Origin of the sequence: Methylobacterium sp. J-059 (assembly GCF_022829485.1) — a bacterium.
Lineage (GTDB): Bacteria > Pseudomonadota > Alphaproteobacteria > Rhizobiales > Beijerinckiaceae > Methylobacterium.
The window spans coordinates 99,709-121,967 of sequence record NZ_JAKSYA010000101.1; the positions used below are offsets into that span (position 1 = coordinate 99,709).

Below are 22,259 nucleotides of genomic sequence, written 5' to 3' on the forward strand. Positions count from 1 at the left end.
GGCGGCGCGAAGGGTTCGGCCGCCCTGTCAAGCTCGATGGGGACGTAACGATGAAGACCCTGATGTCCGCGCTGCTCCTGGCGCTCCTCGCGACCGCTCCCGCCGCCGCGGCCGGCGCCTTCGCCGTGGACACCGAGGAGGGCCAGAAGGCCGGCGACGAGGGCTACGGCATCGGCTGGGGCGATTCGCGCGAGGCCGCGGGCGCCGCCGCGATGCGCCAATGCGCCAAGATGGGCAACGACAACTGCAAGGTCGTCGCCCGCTTCGACGCCTGCGGCGCCTACGTCTCCAATCGCACCACCTACGGCGTGGGCTGGGGCCGGACCGAGGCCGCCGCCAAGGAGATGGCCTTCGACAAGTGCCCCAGCTGCAAGCTCGTCCTCTCCGAGTGCGAGTGACCGTTCCACCCTGCGACGCCGCACGACGGATCGGCGGCTTGCCGAGGTGATCGATTTTCCGCCGCGTCGGCCGACCGGGCTCACCGGACGGCGCACGCGGCGACATCAACGCCTGCGCGCGTCAAGGGCTCATGCCGCCGGTGCCCGCGCCCAGCGAGGCTGCGCCAGACGTGCGCATTGCCGCTGCACCGCACCCCGGGCTAAGACATCGCCCATGTCGACGCCCCTGTGGACGCGCCTGTCCAACCCGAGTCACTTCATGCGCTGGTCCGGCACGCTGGTGCCGTGGCTCGCCGCGATCTCGACCGCGATCCTCGCGCTCGGGCTCTACCTGTCCTGGTTCGTCGCCCCGCCCGACTACCAGCAGGGCGAGACCGTGCGGATCATGTTCATCCACGTGCCGGCGGCCTGGCTCGGGGTGTTCTTCTACGCGTCGATGAGCCTGTCGGCGGTCGGCACCCTGGTCTGGCGCCATCCGCTCGCCGACGTGGCGCAGCGCGCCGCCGCGCCGATCGGGGCGGCCTTCACCCTGATCTGCCTCGTCACCGGCTCGCTCTGGGGCAAGCCGATGTGGGGCACCTACTGGGTCTGGGACGCGCGGCTCACCTCGATGCTGATCCTGTTCCTGATCTACTGCGGCATCATCGCCCTGTGGCGGACGATGGAGGACCCGAACCGGGCCGCCCGCTCCGTCGCGATCCTGACGCTCGTCGGCGCGATCAACCTGCCGATCATCAAGTTCTCGGTGAACTGGTGGTCGACCCTGCACCAGCCGGCCTCGATCCTGCGCATGGGCGGCTCGACCATCGACCCGTCGATGCTCTACCCGTTGCTGGTGATGATCGGCGCCGCCACCCTCGGCGGCACCACCCTGCACCTCTATGCCATGCGGACCGAGATCATGCGCCGACGCGTGCGGACCCTGACGATCCGCGAGGCCGAGCGCCTCGATGCCGGGTCGACCGTGACGACCTCGGACGCCGGGCGCGACCTGCCGCTCGGCCAGGCCGTCTGATCGCGAGACGCGTCCGCGTGCGGCGCGCCCCGCATCCCGGAAGGAGACGCGGCCCATGAAGACGGTGAGAACCTGCCTCTGGTTCGGCACCGATGCGGAGGCGGCGGTGCGCCGCTATGTCGGGCTCGTGCCCGATTCCCGCATCGATCACATCCCGCGCGCGCCGAGCGCGTGGCCGGGTGGCGCCGCGGGCGACGTGATCCTCGTCGCGTTCACCCTCGGCGGCCAGAGCTTCCAGGCGCTGAACGGCGGCACGCCGGTCGAGTACGGCACGGCGGCGTCGATCTCCGTCTCCTGCGCCGATCAGGCCGAGGTCGACCGGCTCTGGGCGGGCCTGACCGCCGACGGCGGCTCCGCGATCATGTGCGGCTGGCTCCGCGACCGCTGGGGCATTCCCTGGCAGGTCGTGCCGGAGGTGCTTCCCCGCCTCCTGGCCGACCCGGACGCCGCCGTGTCGGCCCGGGTCTTCTCGGCCATGCAGGGCATGATCAAGCTGGACGTCGCCGCCCTCGAGCGGGCGGCCCACGCATGAAACCGATCCGGATCGCCTGAACCCATGACCTTCGACCTCGGCAGCCACGGCGGCTTCATCCTCGCCTCCTACGCGTTCACCGCCCTGGTGATGGCGGCCCTCGTCCTCAACGCGATCCGCGACCGGCGGGCGCAGAGGCGGGCGCTGGCCCAGCTCCAGGCGGAGGATCGCCGGTGAGCGTCGAGGCCCCTCCGGAGCCGGTCCGCCGCTCGCTCCTCGTCGTCGTCCCGGTGCTGGCCTTCGCGGTGCTGGCCGGCGTGTTCTTCCTGCGCCTGCGCTCCGGCGTCGATCCGGCCGCCCTCCCCTCCGCGCTGATCGGCAAGCCGGTGCCGAGCTTCGCGCTCCCGGCGGTGCCCGGCCTGACCGCGGACGGCAAGCCGGTGCCGGGCCTGTCGAGCGCCGACCTGAAGGGCGGCGTCACGGTGCTCAACGTCTGGGCCTCGTGGTGCGCGCCGTGCCAGGTCGAGCATCCGATGCTGATGCGGCTGGCGCGCGAGCCCGGCATCCGGCTCGTCGGGATCGACTACAAGGACGCGGCCGAGAACGGGCGCCGCTTCCTCGCCAAGAACGGCGTCCCGTTCCAGGCGGTGGGCCACGACGAAACCGGCCGCGTCGGCATCGATTTCGGGGTCTACGGCGTGCCCGAGACCTTCATCATCGGCCCGGACGGCGTGATCCGCGACAAGCTCGTCGGCATCGTCACGCCGGAGAACCTCGCGGACGTGATCGCCAAGATCCGGGCGGCCGGGAAGGTGGTCGCGAAGTAGGAAGGGACGGTCCGCACCGGCCCGGGCGGGCCGTCCGCCGAGCCGGCGGCGCCGGTTCGGCTTGCGCCCGATTCACGCGTCGGTCTTCTTGCGCTCGTAGCGCGTGAGCAGGGGCGTCTGGGCCAGCGCGAACACCACGGTCAGCGGCATGATGCCGAAGACCTTGAAGTTCACCCAGAAATCCTCGCTTTGGGTCCGCCACACCACCTCGTTGATCAGTGCCAGCGCGAGGAAGAACAGGCCCCAGCGGAAGGTCAGCTTCCGCCATCCCTCCTCGGTGAGCGAGAACACCGAGTCGAGCACCACCGAGAGCAGGGACTTGCCGAAGGCGAGCCCGCCGAGCAGCACCAGGCCGAACAGGGTGTTCACGATGGTGGGCTTCACCATGATGAAGGTCTTGTCCTGCAGATAGAGGGTCAACCCGCCGAACACGACCACCACCACGCCCGAGACCATCGGCATGATCGGCAGCCGGCGCACCAGGGCGAAGTGCACGGCGAGCGCCAGCACCGTCGCCGCGATGAACACCCCGGTCGCCACGAACAGCTTCTGATCGGCGGCGACGCCGAAGCGCTCGGCATAGGCGTTGCCGAGGAAGAAGATCACCAGCGGCCCCATCTCCAGGGCGAGCTTCAGGGCCGGCGGCAGGTGGCGGTGCGGGGGGACGGATTCGATCTGCATGCGTCTGGCCACGGAATCAGAGCGGTCCGTCACGTCCCCGAACGGTCCGTCACGTGAGGGCGTCTCTACCGACGGGGAATGGTGAGGTCTACCGGAGGCGATCGGCCTCAGCCCTTCTCCAACCCCGCGATCGCCCGCGCGAAGTCCCGTGCCGCGAACGGCTCCAAGTCGTCGACGCCCTCGCCGACGCCGATGAAGTGGACCGGAAGGCCGAACTTCGCGGCGAGCGCGATCAGGATGCCGCCGCGCGCGGTGCCGTCGAGCTTGGTCATCACCAGGCCCGAGACCGGCGCGGCCTTGGAGAACAGCTCGACCTGCGACAGCGCGTTCTGGCCGACGGTGGCGTCGAGCACCAGCAGCGTGGCGTGCGGCGCTTCCGGGTCGCTCTTGCGCAGCACGCGGATGATCTTCTCGAGCTCCGCCATCAGGCCGGCCTTGTTCTGGAGCCGGCCGGCGGTGTCGATCAGGAGCACGTCGGTGCCCTCGGCCTTGGCGCGCTTCAGGGCGTCGAAGGCCAGGCCCGCCGCGTCCGCGCCCTGCGCCCCGCTCACCACCGGCGTGCCGGTGCGCGCACCCCAGACCTTGAGCTGCTCGATCGCGGCCGCGCGGAAGGTGTCGCCCGCCGCAAGCATCACCGAGCGCCCTTCCGCCTTGAGGCTGAGGGAAAGCTTGCCCAGCGTCGTGGTCTTGCCGGCGCCGTTCACGCCGATCATCAGGACCACGAACGGCTTCTTGGCGGCGTCGATCACCAGGGGCTTGGCCACCGGCTCCAGCGCGCGCTCGACCTCGGTCGCCAGGATCGCCCGGACCTCGTCGGGGGAGATGCCCTTCTCGTAGCGGCCCTTGCCGACGGCCTCCGAGATCCGCGTCGCGGTCTCGACGCCGAAATCCGCCTGGATCAGCGCGTCCTCCAGGTCCTCCAGGGTGTTGGCGTCGAGCTTGCGCTTGGTGAACAACCCGGTGACACGGTCGGACAGGGCCGAGGAGGTCCGCTTCATGCCCGAGGTCAGCCGGGTCCACCAGCCGCGCTTCTCCGGCTCCGCCTCGGCCGGCGCCGCGTCGTTGACGGCGTCGTGGGCGAGGGAGGCGGCGACGTCGACCGGCTGGATGTCGGGCGCGCTGGCCGCCGCACCGGTCTCGGTCTCGGTCCCGGTCGCCGGTTCCCGGGCGACGGTGGTGGCGTCGGCCGGCCCCGCGCCGTGGGCCGGGTCGTCGCCCGCGGTGCCCGCCGGCGGCGTCTCGGGCTCGCCCTCGATCGGCTGCAGGTCGGCGCCCTCGGTCGCGTCGGGCACCGCGTTGCGGTCGGGGTCGACCGGCGACGGCTCGGCCGGCGGCAACGGCACGTGCGCCACGTCGTCGGCGCCGGTGGCGAAGTCCGGCTGGCCCTCCGCCGGCGAGGCGGGCGAGTCCGCCGGCGGCTCGGGGGCTTCGGTCGCGCCCTTGCGCCCGAACAGGCGGCCGAACCAGCCCGGCTTCTCGTCTTGACTCATGTCGTCCTTGCTCCCGCGCCCCGGCACCGTTAGCCGGGAGGCATGTCGTCGCCCGCCGCTATCCACCCTGACATAGGCGCGCGCCTGCTCTACCGCGATGCCCTGGTCCTCGTCATCGACAAGCCTGCGGGTTTGCCGGTGCATCCGGGGCCGAAGGGCGGCGAGACCCTGACCGACCACCTCGACGGGCTGCGCTTCGGCCTGCCGCGGCGCCCGGAGGCCGCGCACCGGCTCGACCGCGACACCTCCGGCTGCCTCGCGCTCGGGCGCCACGCGCAGGCGCTCGCCCGCCTGAACAAGCTGTTCGCCGACGGGCGGGCCCGGAAGGCGTACTGGGCCTTGGTCGAGGGCGGCCCGACGGAGGAGACCGGCAGCGTCGACCTGCCGCTCGCCCGGCGCTCGAGCGATCCGCGCTCGTGGTGGATGAAGGCGGATCCCGCCGGCGATCCGTCGCTGACGCATTGGCGCGTGCTCGGCCGGTCCGGGAGCCAGGCCTGGCTCGAGCTTGTGCCGGTCACCGGCCGCACCCATCAGCTTCGCGTCCACTGCGCCGCATCGGGGTTTCCGATCGTCGGGGACCCGATCTACGGCACCGCGCCGCGCCACGGCGGACCCGGCCTGCAGCTCCATGCCCGGCAGCTCGCCCTGCCGCTCTACCCGAAGAAGCCGCCGGTCGTCGCCGAGGCGCCGGCGCCGGAGCACATGCGGAGCGGGCTCCTCGCCTGCGGCTGGACCGCCTGAGCGGGCGGGGTGCGCAGCCGACGGCCTGCGATCAAGCGGCGAGCAGCGCCCGGCCGTCGTGGCCCAGGATCGCTACCGTCCGGATCGTGCCCGGCTCCGCCGTGAGCCGCACCGGCGTGAAGCCTTCCGTGCGGCCGATGCCGCCGCGCTCGGCCAGCACCCGGTGCGAGCGCCCGACCTCGCCGTCGAGGTGGCGGACGAGGGCCGCCGCGCCCGCCGCGCGCAGGCGGGCGGCGCGCCCCCGGACGATCTCGGGGGCCACGGGCGGCATCCGCGCGGCCGGGGTGCCCGGCCGGGGCGAATACGGGAAGACGTGGAGATGCGTCAGGCCGCATTCCGCGACGAGGTCGAGGGAGCGGGCGAACTGGTCCTCGGTCTCGGTCGGGAAGCCGGCGATCAGGTCGGCGCCGAACACCGCGTCCGGCCGCAACCGCCGCACCTCCCGGCAGAAGCGGATCGCGTCGGACCGCGCATGGCGCCGCTTCATCCGCTTCAGCACGAGGTCGTCGCCGGCCTGCAGCGACAGGTGCAGGTGCGGCATCAGCCGGGGCTCGTCGGCGAGCGCGCGCATCAGGGCGTCGTCGGCCTCGATCGAGTCGATCGAGGACAGGCGCAGGCGCGCGAGGTCCGGCACCGCGGCGAGGATCGCCAGCACCAGCGTGCCGAGGCTTTCGGACGCGCCGGCGAGGTCGCGGCCGTAGGCGGTGAGGTCGACGCCGGTGAGCACGACCTCGCGGCCGCCATGGGCGACGATGCGCGCCACCTGATCGATCACCGCCGCGGGCGCCACCGAGCGCGAGTGCCCGCGCCCGAACGGGATGACGCAGAAGGTGCAGCGGTGGTCGCAGCCGTTCTGCACGGGGACGAAGGCGCGGGTGTGCCCGGCCACGCCCGCGATCCGCGTCGGCGCGGCGTGGCGGGCGGCGAACACGTCGCCCACGGCATCGCGCGGACGGTCGGGGTCCGGCCCCCATGCGGCGGGGGAGAGCTTGTCGCCGTTGCCGACGAGGCGGGCGACCTCGGGCATCGCGGCGTAGGCCGCGGTCTCGATCTGCGCGCCGCAGCCGGTGACGACGATCTCGGCGCCCGGCCGCTCGCGGTGCAGGCGGCGGATCGCCTTGCGCGCCTGCCGCCCGGCTTCCGTGGTGACGGCGCAGGTGTTGACCACGACGAGGTCGCGGTCGCGCGATGCCGCCTCGGCATGGCCGCGCATCACCTCGGCCTCGACGGTGTTCAGCCGGCAGCCGAAGGTCAGCGTCTCGACCGCCATCAGGCGGCGTCCTGCGCGAACAATTCGGGGGCGAAGCGGCCTTCGGCGACGAGGCAGACCGGGCCGGTCATCAGCACGTGGTCGTCGGCGCGCCACTCCACGAACAGCTCGCCGCCGGGCAGGCTCACGGTGGCCTGCCGGCCGATCATCCGCAGGCGCGAGGCGGCGACCACGGCGGCGCAGGCGGCCGTCCCGCAGGCGAGCGTCAGCCCGGCGCCGCGCTCCCAGACCCGGAGCTTGATCGCTTCCCGCCCCCGGACCTGCGCGATCGAGATGTTGGCGCGCTCGGGGAAGATCGGGTGGTTCTCCAGCATCGGGCCGATCTGCCCGAGGTCGAACGTGTCCGGGTCGCGGTCGGTGAAGAACACCGCGTGCGGGTTGCCCATGTTCACCGCGCCCGGCGAATGCAGGATCGGGTCGTCGATCGGCCCGATCTGCAGCTCGATCCGCCGCGTGTCGGGAAAGGGGTCGCGCAGCGGGATCTCGTTCCAGGCGAGCCGGGGGCGGCCCATGTCGACGGTGAAGGAGCGCTCGGCGACGCGCTTCACCTCGACGCGGCCGGCATCGGTCTCCAGGACCAGCCGCCCGGTCTCGACGGGGCGCGCCATGGCCGGGTCGTCGAGCATCGCGTAGGCGACGCAGCGGGTGCCGTTGCCGCAGGCGCCCGATTCCGAGCCGTCGGTGTTGTAGATCCGCATGAACGCGTCGGTGCCGCGGCTTCGCGGATCGTGCAGCACCATCAGCTGGTCGAAGCTCGAGGACGGGTCGGCCGCGATGGCGCGCGCCTCGGCGGCGGCGACGCGGACGCCGCTGCCGCGCAGATCCAGCACCACGATCGCGTTGCCGGCGCCGTGCATCTTCAGGAAGCGTCTGTGGGCGAGTGCGCTCATGCGGCCATGGTGGTTCGAGCTGCGTCGTCGCGGGATGCGGGGTCGGGCCTCCGAACGGCCCGTCGTCGAGGCCCCGTATATGGCAAGGCCGGCGTCCGACGCGAGGGGCGGCTCCGCGCGCGCCGGAGCGTGGCAGATCCGCCGCGCCCGCACGCCGCGCTTCGGGAACCTGCATCGACGGCCTCGCGAAGACCGATGTTCGTCACTACGTTCGGGCGTGACGGGACCGTGCCAATTCGGTCCGCGGCGGCCTTCGGTCGTCGCCTCGATGCCTTTGCCGGAGCGCTGCCTTGACCCGCCCTCGCCTCACGCTCGCCGCCGGCCTTCTCGGCGCCGCCGTCCTTCCCGTCCTGGCCTTGCCGGTCCTGGCCGAGCAGCCCCCGCCGCCGGCCTCGACGGCGCCCTCGCCCGCGGTGACGGACCCGCTCCCGACCACGACCGCGCCGAACCCGCCCGCCGATCCGAACAAGTCGTCCGCGCCCGCGCCCGAGAAGGCGATCACGTCGCCGACCCTGCCGTCGGCGCCCGCTCCCGCGCCGGCGCCGCCCCCGGCACCGCCTCAGGCGCAGGCACCGTCCCCGGCTCAGGCCTCCGGGCGGAAGACCCTGGTGGAGACCCCGGCCAACGCCGACGACGTCGACGCGGTGACGCTGCCGGCCAAGCCCGCCGCGATCCTGTCCGGCAAGGCGAAGTGGGAGGAGGCTGTGCCGAGCCTGAAGGAGGCCTTCGCCAAGATCGAGGCGGACCTCGCCAAGGCCGGCATCGCCGCGACCGGGCGCCCGCTCGCGGTCTTCACCCGCACCGACGACGACGGCTTCGTCTACGAGGCGATGATCCCGGTGGCCTCCGCCCCCGAGCCCGCGCCGAGCGCCGCCGACGGCCTGCACTTCGGCACGACGCCCTCCGGCAAGGCCCTGCGCTTCCCGCACAAGGGCTCCTACGACGACATCGACGGCACCTACGAGACCCTGACGACCTACCTCGACGCCAAGGACATCGTCGTCCAGGACCGCTTCATCGAGGAGTACGTCACCGACCTGAACGACAAGGCCGACGACAAGCTCGACGTGAACATCTACGCGCTGACGCGGTAACGTCGACGCGCCGACGCGGGGGACCTGCGACGTCGCGCGGGCGGAACCGGTGGGAATCCTCGCGGATTCCGCCCTCATGCCCAGCGCGAACCGCCACGACCTCTTCGCCGCCGAACGGCCGCCGCGCCCCACCGCCGCGGTCCCGGAGGACGCGCCCGCCGACCTCGCGGCGAAGGCGCTCGAGATTCACCGCAGGCTGTGCCCGGTCTACGGCTGCCCGATCCCGTATTTCCACAGCCTCGCCCCGCTCTCGGAGCTGGTGTCGTCGCTGCTCTCGCACCGCACCCGCAACGCCGATTCGGGCCGCGCGTTCAAGGCGCTGCGCGCCCGCTATCCCGACTGGGCGGACATGCTCGTCGCGCCGGTGGAGGCGATCGAGGACACCATCCGCGGCGTGACCTGGCCGGAGCTGAAGGCGCCGCGCATCCAGGCCGTGCTCCGGGCGGTCGAGGCGCGCCGCGGCAGCCTGTCCCTCGCCTTCCTGGCCGACATGCCGGTCGAGGCGGCGCGCACCTGGCTCGAGGCGATCCCCGGGGTCGGGCCGAAGACCAGCGCGGCGGTGCTGTCGTTCTCGGTGCTGCGCATGGCGGCGCTGCCGGTGGACAGCCACCACCACCGCGTCGCCCAGCGCCTCGGGCTGATCGGCGCGAAGGTGGATGTCGGCCCCTCGCACCCGATCCTGCGGGCGCAGCTTCCGGCCGACTGGTCGGCGCAGGACCTCTACGACAACCACGAGATCCTGATGCTGCACGGCCAGCAGGTCTGCCACCACCGCAAGCCCGCCTGCGGCCGCTGCGTGCTGCTCGACCTCTGCCCGAGCGCGCAAGGCGCCTATCGCGAGCCCTAGCAGCCCTCGCCTTGACCGGTTCGTCCCCCGGGTGCCAGAAACCCGGCCTTCCAGGGACGCGAGATCGCCTCGGCCCGGCATTCGAGGGACCGCGCCGATGGCCGCGTTCAAGGAACTGGTGTTCTCGGGCGTGCAGCCGACGGGCAACCTGCATCTCGGCAACTACCTCGGCGCGATCAAGCGCTTCGTCGAGATGCAGGCGCGCGAGGCGCAGTGCCTGTACTGCGTCGTCGACCTGCACGCGATCACCCTGTGGCAGGACCCGGAGGCGCTCAAAGGCCAGATCCGCGAGGTCACGGCCGCCTTCCTGGCCGCCGGCATCGATCCGAACCGCTCGATCGTGTTCAACCAGAGCCAGGTGCCGCAGCACGCCGAGCTCGCCTGGGTGTTCAACTGCGTCGCGCGGCTCGGCTGGCTCAACCGGATGACCCAGTTCAAGGACAAGGCCGGCAAGGACCGCGAGGCGGCCTCGATCGGCCTGTACGACTATCCCGTGCTGATGGCGGCCGACATCCTGGCCTACCGCGCGACGCACGTGCCGGTGGGCGAGGACCAGAAGCAGCACCTCGAATTGACCCGCGACATCGCGCAGAAGTTCAACACCGACTTCGCCGGCTCGATCGCCGCGCACGGGCACGATGCGGGCGCCGGGTTCTTCCCGATCACCGAGCCGCTGATCGGGGGACCTGCCGCCCGCGTGATGAGCCTGCGCGACGGCACCAAGAAGATGTCGAAGTCCGATGCCTCGGACAATTCGCGCATCAACCTCACCGACGATGCCGACGCGATCGCCAGCAAGGTGCGCCGGGCCAAGACCGACCCGGACGCCCTCCCCTCGGAGGTCGCGGGCCTCGCCGGCCGGCCGGAGGCCGACAACCTCGTCGGCATCTTCGCCGGGCTCAAGGGCACGACGCGCGACGCGGTGCTGGCCGATCACGGCGGCGCGCAGTTCTCCGCCTTCAAGGGCGCGCTGGTCGAGCTCGCCGTCGAGACGCTGGCGCCGATCGCCACCGAGATGAAGCGCCTGACCGCCGACACCGCCCACATCGACGCGGTGCTGGCCGACGGCGCCGAGCGCGCCGAGGCGATCGCCGCGCCGACCCTCGACGCGGTCAAGGACATCGTCGGCTTCGTCCGCCGCACCCGGCTGCGGAGCGTGTGATGACGATCCGGGCGCTGGTCTTCGACGTCTTCGGCACCCTCGTGGATTGGCGCTCGGGCGTGGCGCGGGAGGCGGAGCGGCTGCTCGCGCCCTACGCGGCGGCGCTCGACGGCGGCGCCTTCGCCGATGCGTGGCGGGCGCGCTACGGGCCGTCGATGGAGACGGTGCGGTCGGGCGCCCGCGCCTACGTCGACCTCGACGCGCTGCAGGGCGAGTCGCTGCCGGAGGTGCTCGCCGCCTTCGGCATCGCCGGGGTTCCCGAGGCCGTCCGGGCCGAGCTCGTCCAAGCCTGGCACCGGCTCGATGCCTGGCCGGAGGTGCCGGAGGCGCTGGCGCGCCTGCGGATGGGCCACCTGCTCGCGCCGGTCTCGAACGGGCCTGTCCGGCTGATGGTCGACCTGGCGCGGCGCAACAGGCTGGGGTTCGATGCGATCCTCGGCGCAGGCTATTCCCGCGACTACAAGCCGAAGCCGGCCCTTTATCGCGACGCCGTCGCGGCTTTCGGCTTCGCGGCCTCCGAGACCCTGATGGTCGCCGCGCATTCGAGCGATCTCGCGGCGGCCGCGCAGCACGGGCTGGCGACCGCCCACGTCGCCCGTGCGCGCGAGCACGGGCCGGCCGGCGGCGAGACGGCGCCGAGCGTGCCGGTGACCTTCGCGGCCGCCGACCTCGCCGACCTCGCGCGCCGGCTCGGCGCCTGAGGCCTAAGCCTCGCCGCGGGCGACCAGCGCCTGGTATTCCGGAACCTCCAGGCGGCCTTCCTTGGCGACGCGGGCCTTGTCCGCGTCGGAGATCACGTCGCCGGCGAGGTCGAGGCGCTTCCACGCGGCCAGCGGCGTCTCCCTGCCGGGGGTCGGGACGTACTTGTTCTGCGCGACCTTCTCGTACTTGTGGATGTAGCGCGGGGAGTTGACCCAGATCTTCAACACGTCGACGCGCACGAGGTACTTGGCCTCGGTGTAGCGCGCCATCAGCGGGTCGTCGCGCAGCAGCGTGGCGGTGCCCTGAACGCGGATGCGGTGCGGCGTCTCGAAGTCGATGAACAGCAGCCCGACCTTGGCCTGCCCCTCGATGTTGCCCATCGAATAGAACATCCCGTTGCCGTCGAAGCCGGGGAACACCAGGGTGTGGTCGTCCAGCACCTTCACGAAGCCGGGGCTGCCGCCCTTGTACGAGACGGTCGGCATGCCGTCGGGATCGACGGTCGACAGGAAGAACATGTCGCGCGAGCCGATGAAGGCCGCCTCGTCGTCCTGGATCGTCTCGTGCACCCATTGGGTGTCGAGGCGGTCGGCGAGCTTGGTGGTCTTGAATTCCTGCTGGAGCGCACGGTGCGCGTCCGAATAGAGCGAGGCCATGGTTTCCTCCTGAGCCGGCCGAGCCTCCGCGATCCTTGCGTCGCCGAGTTGTCCCGGAATTTCGCGGCGGCACTGTCCCCTCAAACGTCCGCGCGGGCAATTGCCGCGTTTGGCCGGCGCATGAAAAAGGCCGACCCCGCTTCCACGGGGCCGGCCTTCCTCGTCGACGGTCGTCGGGAACGGCGCGACCGAAGGTCCGAAAAGAATCAGTTCTTGGTCTTGTCGACCAGCGCCTTCTCGGAGATCCACGGCATCATCCCGCGGAGCTTGGCGCCGACCTCCTCGATCGGGTGACGGGCGAGCTTGGCGCGGGTGGCCTTGAACGAGGTCTGGCCGACCTTGTTCTCCAGCATCCAGTTGCGAGTGAAGATGCCCGACTGGATGTCGTCCAGGACGCGCTTCATCTCGGCCTTGGTCTCGGACGTGACGATGCGCGGGCCGGTGACGTACTCGCCGTACTCGGCGGTGTTCGAGATCGAGTAGTTCATGTTGGCGATGCCGCCCTCGTAGATGAGGTCGACGATGAGCTTCACCTCGTGCAGGCACTCGAAATAGGCCATCTCGGGGGCGTAGCCCGCCTCGACCAGGGTCTCGAAGCCGGCCTTGATCAGCTCGACGAGGCCGCCGCACAGCACGGCCTGCTCGCCGAAGAGATCCGTCTCGCACTCTTCCTTGAAGGTGGTCTCGATGATGCCGGCACGTCCTCCGCCGTTGGCCGAGGCGTAGGACAGGCCGAGGTCGTGGGCGTTGCCCGAGGCGTCCTGGGCGATGGCGATCAGGGTCGGCACGCCGCCGCCCTTGAGGTACTCGCCGCGGACCGTGTGGCCGGGGCCCTTCGGGGCGACCATCAGCACGTCGAGGTCGGGACGCGGCTCGATCAGGTTGAAGTGCACGTTGAGGCCGTGGGCGAACAGGAGGGCGGCGCCCTGCTTCATGTTCGGCTCCAGCGACTCCTTGTAGATGTCGCCCTGCAGCTCGTCGGGGGTGAGCATCATCACCACGTCGGCCCACTTGGCCGCGTCGGCGACCGACATCACCTTGAAGCCCTGGCCTTCCGCCTTCTTGGCGGTGGCCGAGCCCTCGCGCAGCGCGATGGCGATGTCCTTCACGCCGGAATCGCGCAGGTTGAGCGCGTGGGCATGGCCCTGGCTGCCGTAGCCGACGATGACGACCTTCTTGCCCTTGATCAGGTTCAGGTCGGCGTCGCGATCGTAGTAGACCCGCATGATGTGTGTCCTCTCTCGTGAAGGGGTTGTGGTTAGCGCTTGGGCTGGCCGTAGAGGGCCAGGAACTGCTCCACCGCCCGGGCGGCGTCGCGTCTGATCTCGGCGGCGTCGAAGACGATCGCATCGCCGAGCAGAAGTCTGATCTGCACGTCGCGGCCGACGAGGCCGAAGAAGGTCCGGAAGGCGGTCTCGCTGTCGTCGAAGGCGAGAAGCCCCGCCGCGCGGCCGGCCTCCAGCACCGGCTTCAGGCGGTCGCCGATCGCGAAGCGCCCGTTGGCGAGCACGATGCTGCCGAGGTTGCTCTTCCGAGACGCCGCGTCGCCGATGGCGATGCGGTTCAGGGCGATCGAGGCCCGGCTCGAGATCACGCCGAGCCAGGTTGTCGCGAAATCGCGAAGGCTCTCGCTCAGGGCGGCGACGTCGAGCGCGCGGGCCTCGTACTGCCCGGCACGCACGCGCGAGGCCTGCCATTGCACCGTCGCTGTCAGCAGGCCGTCGCGGTCCCGGAACCACTTGTACAGCGTCTCCTTCGAGCAGCTCGCCCGGCGCGCGACCGCATCCATGGTGAGCTGGTCGCCCTCCTCCACCATCAGGTCCAGGACCGCATCGAGCACGGCCTGCTGGCGGACCGAGGGGGTCGCGTCGTGGATCGCCGAGCCTGCTGCCATCGGGTGCCGAACCGTACCGTACCGTACGGTTCGCCTGATAGGGCGATTCGGTGGCGGCCGCAAGGTGTCCAGTCGCAGGCGCGCGTCAGGCGGGAAGCGGCAGGCCCTCGCGGGCGAAGACGGCCTGCACGGCCGGCCGCTCGGCCATCGTGCGGGCGTGGGCGGTCCAGAACGGGAAGCGGGCCGACATGTCGAACCGCAGCGTCGGGCCGCGGGCCCAGACCCAGAACACCATCAGGTAGGCGTCGACCACGCTGTAGCGATCCTGCACAGCCCAGCCGCCGTTCGAGAGCCGGACCTCGGTCATCGTGCAGAGGTCGCCGAACGTGTCGGCCGCCTTGGCTCGGATGCCGGGCAGCGCCGCCTCGTCGTCGCTGTAGCGCTCCGGCCGGCGGATATGGGCGTAGGCCGGGTGATGGTTGATCGAGAGCCAGCACAGCCACTCGTCGGCGACGGCCTGCGCCCGCGGATCCTCGGGCCAGAGCTTCGCCTCCGGGTGCGCGCGGGCGACGTGGCGCAGGATCGCCGAATTCTCGGTGAGGACCCAGTCGCCCGCGACCAGGGCCGGCACCCGGCCGCGCTCGTTGATCGCGAGGTATTCCGGCGCGCGCTGGTCGCCGGCGGCGAGGTCGAGGCGCACGGTGTCGTAGGGCGCGCCCGCCTCCTCCAGCGCGATGTGCGCGGCGAGCGAGCAGGCGCCGGGGGCGTAGTAGAGGGTGGTCATGGGCGCGCGCTTGTCTCCGCCGCATCGCCGATGCGCACGCCGATGAGAGCGGCCAGCTTCGAGCGGACTTCCTGCAGGATGGGGGCGGGAACGGCTCCGAGAGACCGGAGCGTTCGGACCTTTCGATCGATCGAGCGAGCCTGATCGACGAGGATCGCCCCCGCCGCGCCGACGCCGTCGGGCAGGAGAACTTTCGTCGGCCAGGGATCGAGGTTCCGTGTGATCGGGCAGATGATGATCCGCCGGGTCAGCGTGTTCATCTCGAGGGTCGAAACGATCAGGGCCGGACGTCGCCCGCGCTGCTCGGTCCCAAGGACAGGATCGAGGTCGACGAGGATCAAGTCGCCGGGGCGGAGGATGCGTTCAGCGGGAATCGTCGTCATCGATGATCTCGGAGCCGACATCCGGCCCCCAATCGACGGTCGGAGGCTCGAAGTCGGGTCCGAGCCGCCGCATCTCCGCGGCCATCTCGGCCATCGTGTAGATCGGGAAACCGTTCACGAAGCGCCGCGCGGGCTCGGAAGCGGATGCGACCCGGACAGGATGGATCTCGACGTCCTGGCCGACCACCAACCCGAGTTCGCGCACGTCGTCTTCCGACACCGCGAGGACGAGGTCGTCCCCTTTTCGTTCGAGCCGTGCCCGCATCCCCAGCCCTCCGGCATCGCGACGGCACCTTAGCACCGTCGTCGGAAATCCGTCACATCGGGTCGGCGCCGCGGCCCATCGCGGCGATGCCGGTGCGGGAGATCTCGACGAGGCCGAGCACGGTCATCAGGCGGATGAAGCGGTCGATCTCCTCGGTCGCGCCGGTCAGCTCGAACACGAAGGAGGTCAGCGTCGCGTCGAGCGTCTTGGCGCCGAAGGCGGCGGCGAGCCGGAGCGCCTCGCCGCGATGCTCGCCCTGCCCCGCCACCTTCACCAGGCAGAGCTCGCGCTCAAGCGCGCTGCCCTGGAGGGTCAGGTCGACGACCCGGTGCACCGGCACGAGGCGGTCGAGCTGCGCCTTGATCTGGTCGATCACCGCGTTGGTGCCGGCGGTGACGATGGTGATGCGCGAGAGGTGGCGCGCCTCCTCCGTCTCCGACACCGTCAGGCTCTCGATGTTGTAGCCGCGTCCCGAGAACATCCCGGAGATGCGCGCGAGCACGCCCGGCTCGTTGTCGACGATCACGGCGAGGGTGTGCCGGTTGACGGCCTCGATCCGGCCGGCATCGGGGTAGTGGGTGTTCATGGCGTTCATCGCGGGGCGCGTCCTCGTCGTCCAGTTCGTTCGATCCGCGGTCTCGCACCCCTGGCGCGAGGCAAGCGCGGCTGCGCGTCGCCGCCGAGGCGGCGGACCGCAGCCCGACCCCAGGGTCGGGCTGCCACCAAGAGGCTACACCAGCATCTTGCCTTCCTCGGAGATCACGTCGCCGATCTCCATGCCGGTCTCGCCGAGGTAGTCGGAGAGCAGCATCTCGTTGTGCGCCTTGCCCGACGGGATCATCGGGAAGCAGTTCTCCTTCTTGTCGACGATGCAGTCGAACACGACCGGCCCGTCGTAGTCGAGCATCGCGGCGATCGACGCGTCGAGGTCGCCCGGCTTGTCGCAGCGGATGCCCTTGGCGCCGTAGGCCTCCGCCAGCTTGACGAAGTCCGGCAGGCTCTCCGAGTAGCTCTGCGAGTAGCGCGAGCCGTGCAGCAGCTCCTGCCACTGGCGCACCATGCCCATGTACTCGTTGTTCAGGATGAAGATCTTGACCGGCAGGCGGTACTGCACCGCGGTCGAGAGCTCCTGCATGTTCATCAGGATCGAGGCTTCGCCCGCGATATCGATGACCAGGCCCTTGGGATGGGCCAGCTGCGTGCCGATGGCCGCGGGCAGGCCGTAGCCCATGGTGCCGAGGCCGCCCGACGTCATCCAGCGGTTCGGCTCCTCGAACTTGAAGTACTGCGCCGCCCACATCTGATGCTGGCCGACCTCGGTGGTGATGTAGGTCTCGCGGTCCTTGCACGCCTCGTAGAGGCGCTGCACCGCGTGCTGCGGCTTGATGATCGTGCCCGAGGGCCAGTAGGCGAGGCACTCGCGCGCCCGCCAGGTGCGGATCTTGGCAAACCACCCGTCGAGGTTGGACTTCTCGGGCTGAGCCGGGAGGGCGCGCCATGCCTCCAGCATGTCGGCGAGCACGGATCCGCAATCGCCGACGATGCCGACGTCGACCTTGACCACCTTGTTGATCGAGGAGGCGTCGACGTCGATGTGGATCTTCTTCGAGAACGGCGAGAACGCGTCGAGCCGGCCGGTGATGCGGTCGTCGAACCGCGCGCCGACGCAGATCATCACGTCGCACTCGTGCATCGCGAGGTTGGCCTCGTAGGTGCCGTGCATCCCCAGCATCCCGAGGAACCTGTCGTCGGAGGCCGGGAAGGCGCCCAGGCCCATCAGGGTCGAGGTGACCGGATAGCCCGTCTCGGCGACAAGCTCGCGCAGCAGGCGCGAGGCCTCGGGGCCGGAATTGATCACGCCGCCGCCGGTGTAGAAGACCGGGCGGCGCGCCTGCGCCATCAGCTCGACGGCGGCGCGGATCTTGTCCGCATCGCCCTTCACCGCCGGCTTGTAGGTCTTGTGCCCGTCGACCGAGGGACGCTCGTAGAGCCCGCTCGCGAACTGGATGTCCTTCGGCAGGTCGACGACGACGGGGCCGGGGCGGCCGTGAGAGGCGACGTAGAAGGCCTCGTGCAGGATGCGCGGCAGGTCGTCGATCGATTTGACCAGGTAGTTGTGCTTGGTGCAGTGGCGCGTGATGCCGACCGTGTCGCATTCCTGGAACGCGTCGGTGCCGATCAGGTGCGTCGGGACCTGGCCCGTGATGCAGACGAGCGGGATCGAGTCGAGCAACGCGTCGGTCAACCCGGTGACGATGTTGGTGGCGCCGGGACCCGAGGTGACGAGCACGCAGCCGACCTTGCCCGACGAGCGGGCATAGCCCTCGGCGGCGTGCACGGCGCCCTGCTCGTGGCGGACCAGCACGTGCTTGACCGCGTCCTGGTGAAAGAGCGCATCGTAGATCGGCAGCACCGCGCCGCCGGGATACCCGAACAGCGTGTCGACACCCTGATCCTGGAACGCCCGGATGACCATCTCGGCCCCGGTCATGACCTCGCCGCCCATCGTCTTCCTCCTGCTCGCCTTGCTGGTCTTCGTCGTCTCGATGTCGTCGATCGGCGCGGGCAACAAAAAAGGGCCCCGCGAGGGACCCTGCATGCGCCACCGCCCGGATCGCGGCCCTGAGATCAGGGCCGCCCCGTCGATGGCGCTTCCGCTACGATAAGGATCGTCGTCATCGGGATCGATCTCTCGCCCAACGCGGGCCGCCCGCATGGCGCTCCGCGTGAAAAGTGACCGGTGTCTTAACGAAGGCCTCGGCGATGGTCAACGGCATTCCGGCGGAGAGCCGGGCCGCCGCGAAGGATCCGGCCTCTGCGAAGCATTTGCCGCAGCCCGGCCCGACGGCGCGCGGCGCGATTGCCCCGCATCGGCGCCCGGCCTATCACCGATCCTCGTCCCCCCTCCCAACGAGCGCGAGAGCACGGAACGCCGGTGGCCCAGCCCGAGACGGCCTCGCTCAGCTACCTGCTCCTCGACGTCGCGGGCACCCCATGCGCGCTGCCGCGATCCGCGGCCGGCGAGGTGCTGCCGCTGCCGGACCTGTTCCGGCCGCCGGCCTGCGGCGGCTGGCTCGCGGGGTTCCTCAACCTCGGCGGAGAGCCGGTTCCGGTGGTCGACCTCGCGCGCCTTCTCGGCCTGCGCGAGGGCGCGCACGACCCGGGCCCCTACGCCCACCTGGTCCTGACGCCGGACGCCGCCGCGGCCTGGCTCGTCGACCGGGTGACCGACCTCGTCGCCGTCGAGGCCGCCGCGATCCGGCCCGTCGCCGCGGGCGCGAGCCTCAACGGCTGCGTCTCCGCCGAGATCGCCCGGGGCGACCGGCTGATCCACGCCCTCGACCCGGCGTGCCTGCTCAGCGCCGAGGAGCGCGCCCGGGTCGGCGACCTGACGCGGGCGGCGAAGGCGCGCCTCGCCGCGCTGCCGGCCGCCTGAGCGGAAGGCGCGGGACCCCATGCGTCGGCCGCCCGGTCCGAGCCCCCACGACGATCCGGGCTACGCGGTCCTCAAGGCGCGGATCATCGCGCGCACCGGCCATCACTACTACGCCGACAAGGACGACCTGCTGTTCGACCGCCTGCGGCGGCGGTTCAAGGCCTGCAACGTCGCCGATGCCGCGGCCTACGACGCGCGCCTGAACGCGGGCGCCGGCGAATGGGCCGCGCTCGAGGCCGAGATCACCATCGGCGAGACCTTCTTCTTCCGCTACGCCGAGCAGTTCACCGCGTTGCGCGAGACCATCCTACCCGGCCTGATCGCCGGGCGCGCGGCCGAGCGCAGCCTCCGGGTCTGGAGCGCCGGCTGCTCGACGGGGGCCGAGCCCTACTCGGTGGCGATCCTGCTGCACCAGCTGCTCGGCCCGGCCCTGGCGGACTGGCGCGTCGCGATCGTCGGCACCGACATCAGCGTCGCCGCCCTCGCCACCGCCCGGGCGGCCGAGTACGGCCGCTGGGCGCTGCGGACGCTGCCGGTCGAGGAGCGCCTGCGCCACTTCCATCGCATCCCGGCGAGCCCCGGGGCGGCCCGCGAGGGCGGCTACGCCCTGCGGCCGGAGTTTCGCCGCATGGTGCGCTTCGAGCGCCAGAACCTGATGAGCCTCGTCGACGGGACGGCGGCCGAGGGCTTCGATGGGTTCGATCTCATTCTCTGCCGCAACGTGCTGATCTACTTCAGCGCCGAGACCGTCGCCGCGATCGTGCGGGCGCTGGGCCGGCGCCTGCGGCCCGGCGGCTGGCTGCTGATCGGCCATGCGGAGCCCCATCCGGCCTTCGCGTGCTGGCTCGATGCGGTGAACCTCCCCGGCACGGTCGCCTATCGCCGTCCGCTCGAATCGGCGTCACTGCCCGCGCCTCCCGATCCTGCCGAGCCGGCCGGGCTCGAGCGTCCGCCCGCCGCCACTCCCATCGAACCCGGTCCGGCTCTCGAGGCGCTGCTCGCGGTGCCTGCCGGAGACGCCGTCGCCGAAGCGATCCGTCCGGTGCCGGCGGCGAGCGCTCCAACCGTCGTCGACGAGACGGCGGAGGACGTGGCGCGCACGATCCGCATGCTGGCCGATTCCGGCGACACCGGCGCGGCGTGGCGCCTCCTGCGGAACGCGCTCGCCGCGCGGCCGACCGATGCGTCCCTTCGGCTCTACGAGGGCCTGCTCGCGCTCGGGTTCGGCCGCGAGGCCGAAGCCGAGCGGGCCTTCCGCGGCGCGCTCTACCTCGATCGCGGCTACGTGATGGCCCATTACCATCTCGGCCTGCTGCTCGGAGCCCTCGGACGGACCGCCGACGCCCGCCGGGCGCTGGACAATGCGGTCGCCTTGAGCCAAGCGCTGCCGCCGGATGCGGCGTTGCCCGAGGGCGACGGGGCGCGTGCCGGGGAGATCGCCCTGAGCGCGGCGGCGATCCGCGACGGCATCGGAACGGGGGCGGCGTGAACGCGGCGGATCGCCAGATGGAACGGGGCGACGGCCGGCACGGGCGCGAGGCGGCGCTGCGCGCGGACCGCACGGCCGCCCTCGCCCGGCGCGGGGCGATGGCGCGCGAAGCCGCGCCGGTCGAGGCCCATCTCGTCTGCGCCTGCGGCCCGGAGCGCTTCGGCCTGCCCCTCGCCGACGTCGCGCGGGTGGTGCCCATGCGATCATGCACGCCCGTGCCGGGCGCACCGCCCGCGATCCTCGGCCTCGTCGCCCTGTCCGGACGGATCGTCAGCGTCGTCGGCCTCGCCCGCGCGCTCGGTCGCCCGGGCGCGGACCGCGTCGAAGGCGGCCACCTCGTCGTCCTTCGCACGGCCGCGACGCCGACCGCGCTCGCCGTCGACCGCGTGCTGGGGCTCGCCCACCTCGCCGAGGCCGCCGCGGCGGAGGGCGGATTCGGCGGCGAAGCGGTTTCGCGCTATGCCGCGGCCGATCCCGGCCCGTCCGGTCTCGGCGACTTCGTCGTCATCGACCTGCCGCAGCTGCTGCGGCGCACCCTGCCTTGAGGCGCGAGACGCGCGCGATCCACGACGCCGCCCGACCCGGAGCATCAGCCGCCTTGTCGATCTCGATCGGAAAACGGATCCTCCTCGGCTTCACGGCCGTGACGGTGGTGCTGATCGCCCTCGGCCTCTACGCGATCGGCCAGATCGGCTCGGTCCGCGACGCCACCGACACCATCGTCGCCCGCGACCTCGCGGTGCTGCGCCAGCTCGACATCCTCGGCAACCAGACGCGCGACCTCGGCATCCTGCGCCGCAACGCGGTGATCGCCACGCTGATGAAGGCGCAAGGGCAGCCCATGCGCGACGAGGACGTCCTCACCACCTGGCGTCGCACGGCCGCATCGACCGACGCGCTCTTCGACGACCTGATCCGCGAGGCCGACGCCTACCGCGCCCGCGCCCTCTCGGTGGATCGGACGACGGCCTGGGACCGCCTGCACGGCGTCCTGAGGCAGGCCGTCGCGATCTATCGTCCGTACCGGGATGCGAGCGAGGCGCAGCTCGTGGCCGCGGTCGGCGGCGACGTCACCGGCGTCGAGGCCCGCAACGCCGAGATCGGCCGTGCCTACGAGGCCACCATCGCCGCCGTCGAGCGCACCCGCGTCGCCCTCGACGAGAGCATCGCCGTGGGCCAGCGCGGGATCGGCGCGATCCACGAGCGCTCGCGGCTCTCGATCCTGCTGACGCTGCTCGCCAGCGTCCTCCTGGCGATCCTCGTCACGATCCTGATCAGCCGTGCGGTGGTGCGGCCGCTGGAGAGCGTGATGGCGTTCGCCGAGACGGTCGGCGGCGGCGACCTGTCCCAGACGCTGCAGGTTCGCGGCGGCGACGAGATCGGCCGGCTGTCCCGTGCGCTGAACGGGATGGTCTCGGGGCTTGCGGACTTGGCCCGGACGAACCGTGCGGCGACGTCGGACCTGAACGCGGCGGCGACCGAGATCCGCGCCTCGGCGCAGGAGCAACGACATCTCGGAGCGCACGCACCTGCTGGCGCTCAATGCCGCGATCGAGGCGGCGGCGGCCGGGGAGAGCGGGCGCAGCTTTGCGGTGGTGGCCTCGGAGATGAAGCTTCTGGCCGACCAGGCCAAGTCGGCCACCCTGCAGGTGCGCGGCATCCTTTCGGAGATCCAGCGCGGCATCAACACCTCGGTGATGCTGACGGAGGAGGCGGTCAAGCGGTCGGCCACCGGCAAGGCGCGCTCCGACACGACCCAGCGCACGATCGAGGAGATCACCGGGCGGGTGGAGGAGAACGTGCAGACCTTCCAGCAGATCGTG

The 22,259-nt window shown here is 71.6% G+C and carries 25 protein-coding genes and 1 pseudogene; 14 read left to right on the top strand and 12 right to left on the bottom strand.

Annotation, left to right across the window (positions count from 1 at the left end):
• Positions 1 to 50 precede the first annotated feature (50 nt).
• The 5 genes from MKK55_RS12100 to MKK55_RS12120 all read left to right on the top strand — a co-directional run bounded on the left by MKK55_RS12100 (position 51) and on the right by MKK55_RS12120 (position 2,712).
• Positions 51 to 398 carry a DUF4189 domain-containing protein gene (locus MKK55_RS12100; RefSeq protein WP_147728617.1) on the top strand — a complete coding sequence of 116 codons (348 nt, stop codon included), beginning with the start codon at positions 51 to 53 and terminating at the stop codon, positions 396 to 398.
• 214 nt (positions 399 to 612) lie between these two features.
• Entirely contained in the window at positions 613 to 1,413 is an 801-nt protein-coding gene (locus MKK55_RS12105) for a heme ABC transporter permease (protein ID WP_147842502.1), read from the top strand.
• 55 nt (positions 1,414 to 1,468) lie between these two features.
• On the top strand, positions 1,469 to 1,945 hold the full coding sequence (locus tag MKK55_RS12110; protein ID WP_243934900.1) for a VOC family protein: 477 nt from the start codon (positions 1,469 to 1,471) through the stop codon (positions 1,943 to 1,945).
• A gap of 24 nt (positions 1,946 to 1,969) precedes the next feature.
• Positions 1,970 to 2,122, top strand: a complete 153-nt coding sequence (gene ccmD / locus MKK55_RS12115) for a heme exporter protein CcmD (RefSeq protein WP_243934902.1) — start codon at positions 1,970 to 1,972, stop codon at positions 2,120 to 2,122.
• Positions 2,119 to 2,712 (top strand): DsbE family thiol:disulfide interchange protein, encoded by a 594-nt coding sequence (locus tag MKK55_RS12120; RefSeq protein ID WP_243934904.1) that lies wholly within the window; start codon positions 2,119 to 2,121, stop codon positions 2,710 to 2,712. The genes ccmD and MKK55_RS12120 overlap by 4 nt, the downstream gene beginning before the upstream one ends.
• Positions 2,713 to 2,784: 72 nt before the next feature.
• Here the strand turns inward: MKK55_RS12120 and MKK55_RS12125 are convergent, their stop codons facing one another.
• Both MKK55_RS12125 and ftsY read right to left on the bottom strand, forming a co-directional pair.
• Positions 2,785 to 3,393: a septation protein A gene (locus tag MKK55_RS12125; RefSeq protein ID WP_147842500.1), complete on the bottom strand. Its 609-nt coding sequence runs from the start codon at positions 3,391 to 3,393 to the stop codon at positions 2,785 to 2,787.
• A 107-nt stretch (positions 3,394 to 3,500) separates the two neighbouring features.
• Complete coding sequence (ftsY, locus tag MKK55_RS12130; RefSeq protein WP_243934906.1) at positions 3,501 to 4,883, bottom strand: signal recognition particle-docking protein FtsY; 1,383 nt, start codon at positions 4,881 to 4,883, stop codon at positions 3,501 to 3,503.
• 42 nt (positions 4,884 to 4,925) lie between these two features.
• Here ftsY and MKK55_RS12135 point away from each other — a divergent pair, with 42 nt between their 5' ends.
• A complete protein-coding gene (locus tag MKK55_RS12135) occupies positions 4,926 to 5,624 on the top strand; it encodes an RluA family pseudouridine synthase (RefSeq protein WP_147844766.1) in 699 nt (232 codons plus the stop codon).
• Positions 5,625 to 5,655: 31 nt separating this feature from the next.
• On the opposite strand, the gene mtaB is transcribed toward MKK55_RS12135, so the two are convergent.
• Both mtaB and dapF read right to left on the bottom strand, forming a co-directional pair.
• Entirely contained in the window at positions 5,656 to 6,894 is a 1,239-nt protein-coding gene (mtaB, locus tag MKK55_RS12140; RefSeq protein WP_147862866.1) for a tRNA (N(6)-L-threonylcarbamoyladenosine(37)-C(2))-methylthiotransferase MtaB, read from the bottom strand.
• Positions 6,894 to 7,784, bottom strand: coding sequence for a diaminopimelate epimerase (gene dapF / locus MKK55_RS12145; protein ID WP_147844141.1), 891 nt, complete (start codon positions 7,782 to 7,784; stop codon positions 6,894 to 6,896). The genes mtaB and dapF overlap by 1 nt, the downstream gene beginning before the upstream one ends.
• Before the next feature lie 290 nt (positions 7,785 to 8,074).
• Here dapF and MKK55_RS12150 point away from each other — a divergent pair, with 290 nt between their 5' ends.
• From MKK55_RS12150 to MKK55_RS12165, 4 genes are all read left to right on the top strand, one after another.
• Positions 8,075 to 8,878, top strand: a complete 804-nt coding sequence (locus MKK55_RS12150) for a GyrI-like domain-containing protein (protein ID WP_147844140.1) — start codon at positions 8,075 to 8,077, stop codon at positions 8,876 to 8,878.
• A 76-nt stretch (positions 8,879 to 8,954) separates the two neighbouring features.
• Positions 8,955 to 9,725 (top strand): endonuclease III domain-containing protein, encoded by a 771-nt coding sequence (gene nth, locus MKK55_RS12155; RefSeq protein ID WP_243934908.1) that lies wholly within the window; start codon positions 8,955 to 8,957, stop codon positions 9,723 to 9,725.
• A gap of 97 nt (positions 9,726 to 9,822) precedes the next feature.
• Positions 9,823 to 10,887 carry a tryptophan--tRNA ligase gene (trpS, locus tag MKK55_RS12160; protein WP_147844138.1) on the top strand — a complete coding sequence of 355 codons (1,065 nt, stop codon included), beginning with the start codon at positions 9,823 to 9,825 and terminating at the stop codon, positions 10,885 to 10,887.
• Positions 10,887 to 11,588, top strand: coding sequence for a haloacid dehalogenase type II (locus tag MKK55_RS12165; RefSeq protein WP_243934910.1), 702 nt, complete (start codon positions 10,887 to 10,889; stop codon positions 11,586 to 11,588). Before trpS ends, MKK55_RS12165 begins: the two co-directional genes overlap by 1 nt.
• A 3-nt stretch (positions 11,589 to 11,591) precedes the next feature.
• Here the strand turns inward: MKK55_RS12165 and MKK55_RS12170 are convergent, their stop codons facing one another.
• The 8 genes from MKK55_RS12170 to MKK55_RS12205 all read right to left on the bottom strand — a co-directional run bounded on the left by MKK55_RS12170 (position 11,592) and on the right by MKK55_RS12205 (position 18,017).
• Complete coding sequence (locus MKK55_RS12170; protein ID WP_243934911.1) at positions 11,592 to 12,245, bottom strand: pyridoxamine 5'-phosphate oxidase family protein; 654 nt, start codon at positions 12,243 to 12,245, stop codon at positions 11,592 to 11,594.
• A 206-nt stretch (positions 12,246 to 12,451) separates the two neighbouring features.
• A complete protein-coding gene (gene ilvC / locus MKK55_RS12175) occupies positions 12,452 to 13,471 on the bottom strand; it encodes a ketol-acid reductoisomerase (RefSeq protein ID WP_243934912.1) in 1,020 nt (339 codons plus the stop codon).
• Between the two features lie 32 nt (positions 13,472 to 13,503).
• A complete protein-coding gene (locus MKK55_RS12180; RefSeq protein ID WP_147843872.1) occupies positions 13,504 to 14,139 on the bottom strand; it encodes a TetR/AcrR family transcriptional regulator C-terminal domain-containing protein in 636 nt (211 codons plus the stop codon).
• Positions 14,140 to 14,224: 85 nt separating this feature from the next.
• Positions 14,225 to 14,863 (bottom strand): glutathione S-transferase family protein, encoded by a 639-nt coding sequence (locus MKK55_RS12185; RefSeq protein WP_243934913.1) that lies wholly within the window; start codon positions 14,861 to 14,863, stop codon positions 14,225 to 14,227.
• A complete protein-coding gene (locus MKK55_RS12190; protein WP_243934915.1) occupies positions 14,860 to 15,246 on the bottom strand; it encodes a type II toxin-antitoxin system PemK/MazF family toxin in 387 nt (128 codons plus the stop codon). The genes MKK55_RS12185 and MKK55_RS12190 overlap by 4 nt, the downstream gene beginning before the upstream one ends.
• Positions 15,227 to 15,511: a MazF family transcriptional regulator gene (locus MKK55_RS12195; protein WP_243934917.1), complete on the bottom strand. Its 285-nt coding sequence runs from the start codon at positions 15,509 to 15,511 to the stop codon at positions 15,227 to 15,229. Before MKK55_RS12195 ends, MKK55_RS12190 begins: the two co-directional genes overlap by 20 nt.
• A 52-nt stretch (positions 15,512 to 15,563) precedes the next feature.
• Complete coding sequence (gene ilvN, locus MKK55_RS12200) at positions 15,564 to 16,106, bottom strand: acetolactate synthase small subunit (RefSeq protein WP_147727992.1); 543 nt, start codon at positions 16,104 to 16,106, stop codon at positions 15,564 to 15,566.
• Between the two features lie 135 nt (positions 16,107 to 16,241).
• The gene (locus MKK55_RS12205) at positions 16,242 to 18,017 is read right to left on the bottom strand and encodes an acetolactate synthase 3 large subunit (protein WP_147843875.1); all 1,776 of its coding nucleotides are present in this window, start codon (positions 18,015 to 18,017) and stop codon (positions 16,242 to 16,244) included.
• 429 nt (positions 18,018 to 18,446) lie between these two features.
• Here MKK55_RS12205 and MKK55_RS12210 point away from each other — a divergent pair, with 429 nt between their 5' ends.
• The 4 genes and pseudogenes from MKK55_RS12210 to MKK55_RS12225 all read left to right on the top strand — a co-directional run.
• Positions 18,447 to 18,947: a chemotaxis protein CheW gene (locus MKK55_RS12210; RefSeq protein ID WP_243934919.1), complete on the top strand. Its 501-nt coding sequence runs from the start codon at positions 18,447 to 18,449 to the stop codon at positions 18,945 to 18,947.
• A gap of 19 nt (positions 18,948 to 18,966) precedes the next feature.
• Positions 18,967 to 20,436 (top strand): CheR family methyltransferase, encoded by a 1,470-nt coding sequence (locus MKK55_RS12215; protein ID WP_243934921.1) that lies wholly within the window; start codon positions 18,967 to 18,969, stop codon positions 20,434 to 20,436.
• 17 nt (positions 20,437 to 20,453) lie between these two features.
• Positions 20,454 to 20,981 carry a chemotaxis protein CheW gene (locus MKK55_RS12220; protein ID WP_243934923.1) on the top strand — a complete coding sequence of 176 codons (528 nt, stop codon included), beginning with the start codon at positions 20,454 to 20,456 and terminating at the stop codon, positions 20,979 to 20,981.
• Positions 20,982 to 21,034: 53 nt separating this feature from the next.
• Positions 21,035 to 22,259: pseudogene (locus MKK55_RS12225) on the top strand (methyl-accepting chemotaxis protein); the annotation flags it as partial.

What these genes read in the sequence shown, in the direction of transcription:
- MKK55_RS12100 (WP_147728617.1), top strand. Translation starts at nt 51, where the DNA reads ATGAAGACCCTGATGTCCGCGCTGCTCCTGGCGCTCCTCGCGACCGCT.
- MKK55_RS12105 (WP_147842502.1), top strand. Translation starts at nt 613, where the DNA reads ATGTCGACGCCCCTGTGGACGCGCCTGTCCAACCCGAGTCACTTCATG.
- MKK55_RS12110 (WP_243934900.1), top strand. Translation starts at nt 1,469, where the DNA reads ATGAAGACGGTGAGAACCTGCCTCTGGTTCGGCACCGATGCGGAGGCG.
- ccmD (WP_243934902.1), top strand. Translation starts at nt 1,970, where the DNA reads ATGACCTTCGACCTCGGCAGCCACGGCGGCTTCATCCTCGCCTCCTAC.
- MKK55_RS12125 (WP_147842500.1), bottom strand. Translation starts at nt 3,393, where the DNA reads ATGCAGATCGAATCCGTCCCCCCGCACCGCCACCTGCCGCCGGCCCTG.
- ftsY (WP_243934906.1), bottom strand. Translation starts at nt 4,883, where the DNA reads ATGAGTCAAGACGAGAAGCCGGGCTGGTTCGGCCGCCTGTTCGGGCGC.
- MKK55_RS12135 (WP_147844766.1), top strand. Translation starts at nt 4,926, where the DNA reads ATGTCGTCGCCCGCCGCTATCCACCCTGACATAGGCGCGCGCCTGCTC.
- mtaB (WP_147862866.1), bottom strand. Translation starts at nt 6,894, where the DNA reads ATGGCGGTCGAGACGCTGACCTTCGGCTGCCGGCTGAACACCGTCGAG.
- dapF (WP_147844141.1), bottom strand. Translation starts at nt 7,784, where the DNA reads ATGAGCGCACTCGCCCACAGACGCTTCCTGAAGATGCACGGCGCCGGC.
- nth (WP_243934908.1), top strand. Translation starts at nt 8,955, where the DNA reads ATGCCCAGCGCGAACCGCCACGACCTCTTCGCCGCCGAACGGCCGCCG.
- trpS (WP_147844138.1), top strand. Translation starts at nt 9,823, where the DNA reads ATGGCCGCGTTCAAGGAACTGGTGTTCTCGGGCGTGCAGCCGACGGGC.
- MKK55_RS12165 (WP_243934910.1), top strand. Translation starts at nt 10,887, where the DNA reads ATGACGATCCGGGCGCTGGTCTTCGACGTCTTCGGCACCCTCGTGGAT.
- MKK55_RS12170 (WP_243934911.1), bottom strand. Translation starts at nt 12,245, where the DNA reads ATGGCCTCGCTCTATTCGGACGCGCACCGTGCGCTCCAGCAGGAATTC.
- ilvC (WP_243934912.1), bottom strand. Translation starts at nt 13,471, where the DNA reads ATGCGGGTCTACTACGATCGCGACGCCGACCTGAACCTGATCAAGGGC.
- MKK55_RS12180 (WP_147843872.1), bottom strand. Translation starts at nt 14,139, where the DNA reads ATGGCAGCAGGCTCGGCGATCCACGACGCGACCCCCTCGGTCCGCCAG.
- MKK55_RS12185 (WP_243934913.1), bottom strand. Translation starts at nt 14,863, where the DNA reads ATGACCACCCTCTACTACGCCCCCGGCGCCTGCTCGCTCGCCGCGCAC.
- MKK55_RS12190 (WP_243934915.1), bottom strand. Translation starts at nt 15,246, where the DNA reads ATGACGACGATTCCCGCTGAACGCATCCTCCGCCCCGGCGACTTGATC.
- MKK55_RS12195 (WP_243934917.1), bottom strand. Translation starts at nt 15,511, where the DNA reads ATGCGGGCACGGCTCGAACGAAAAGGGGACGACCTCGTCCTCGCGGTG.
- ilvN (WP_147727992.1), bottom strand. Translation starts at nt 16,106, where the DNA reads ATGAACGCCATGAACACCCACTACCCCGATGCCGGCCGGATCGAGGCC.
- MKK55_RS12205 (WP_147843875.1), bottom strand. Translation starts at nt 18,017, where the DNA reads ATGGGCGGCGAGGTCATGACCGGGGCCGAGATGGTCATCCGGGCGTTC.
- MKK55_RS12215 (WP_243934921.1), top strand. Translation starts at nt 18,967, where the DNA reads ATGCGTCGGCCGCCCGGTCCGAGCCCCCACGACGATCCGGGCTACGCG.
- MKK55_RS12220 (WP_243934923.1), top strand. Translation starts at nt 20,454, where the DNA reads ATGGAACGGGGCGACGGCCGGCACGGGCGCGAGGCGGCGCTGCGCGCG.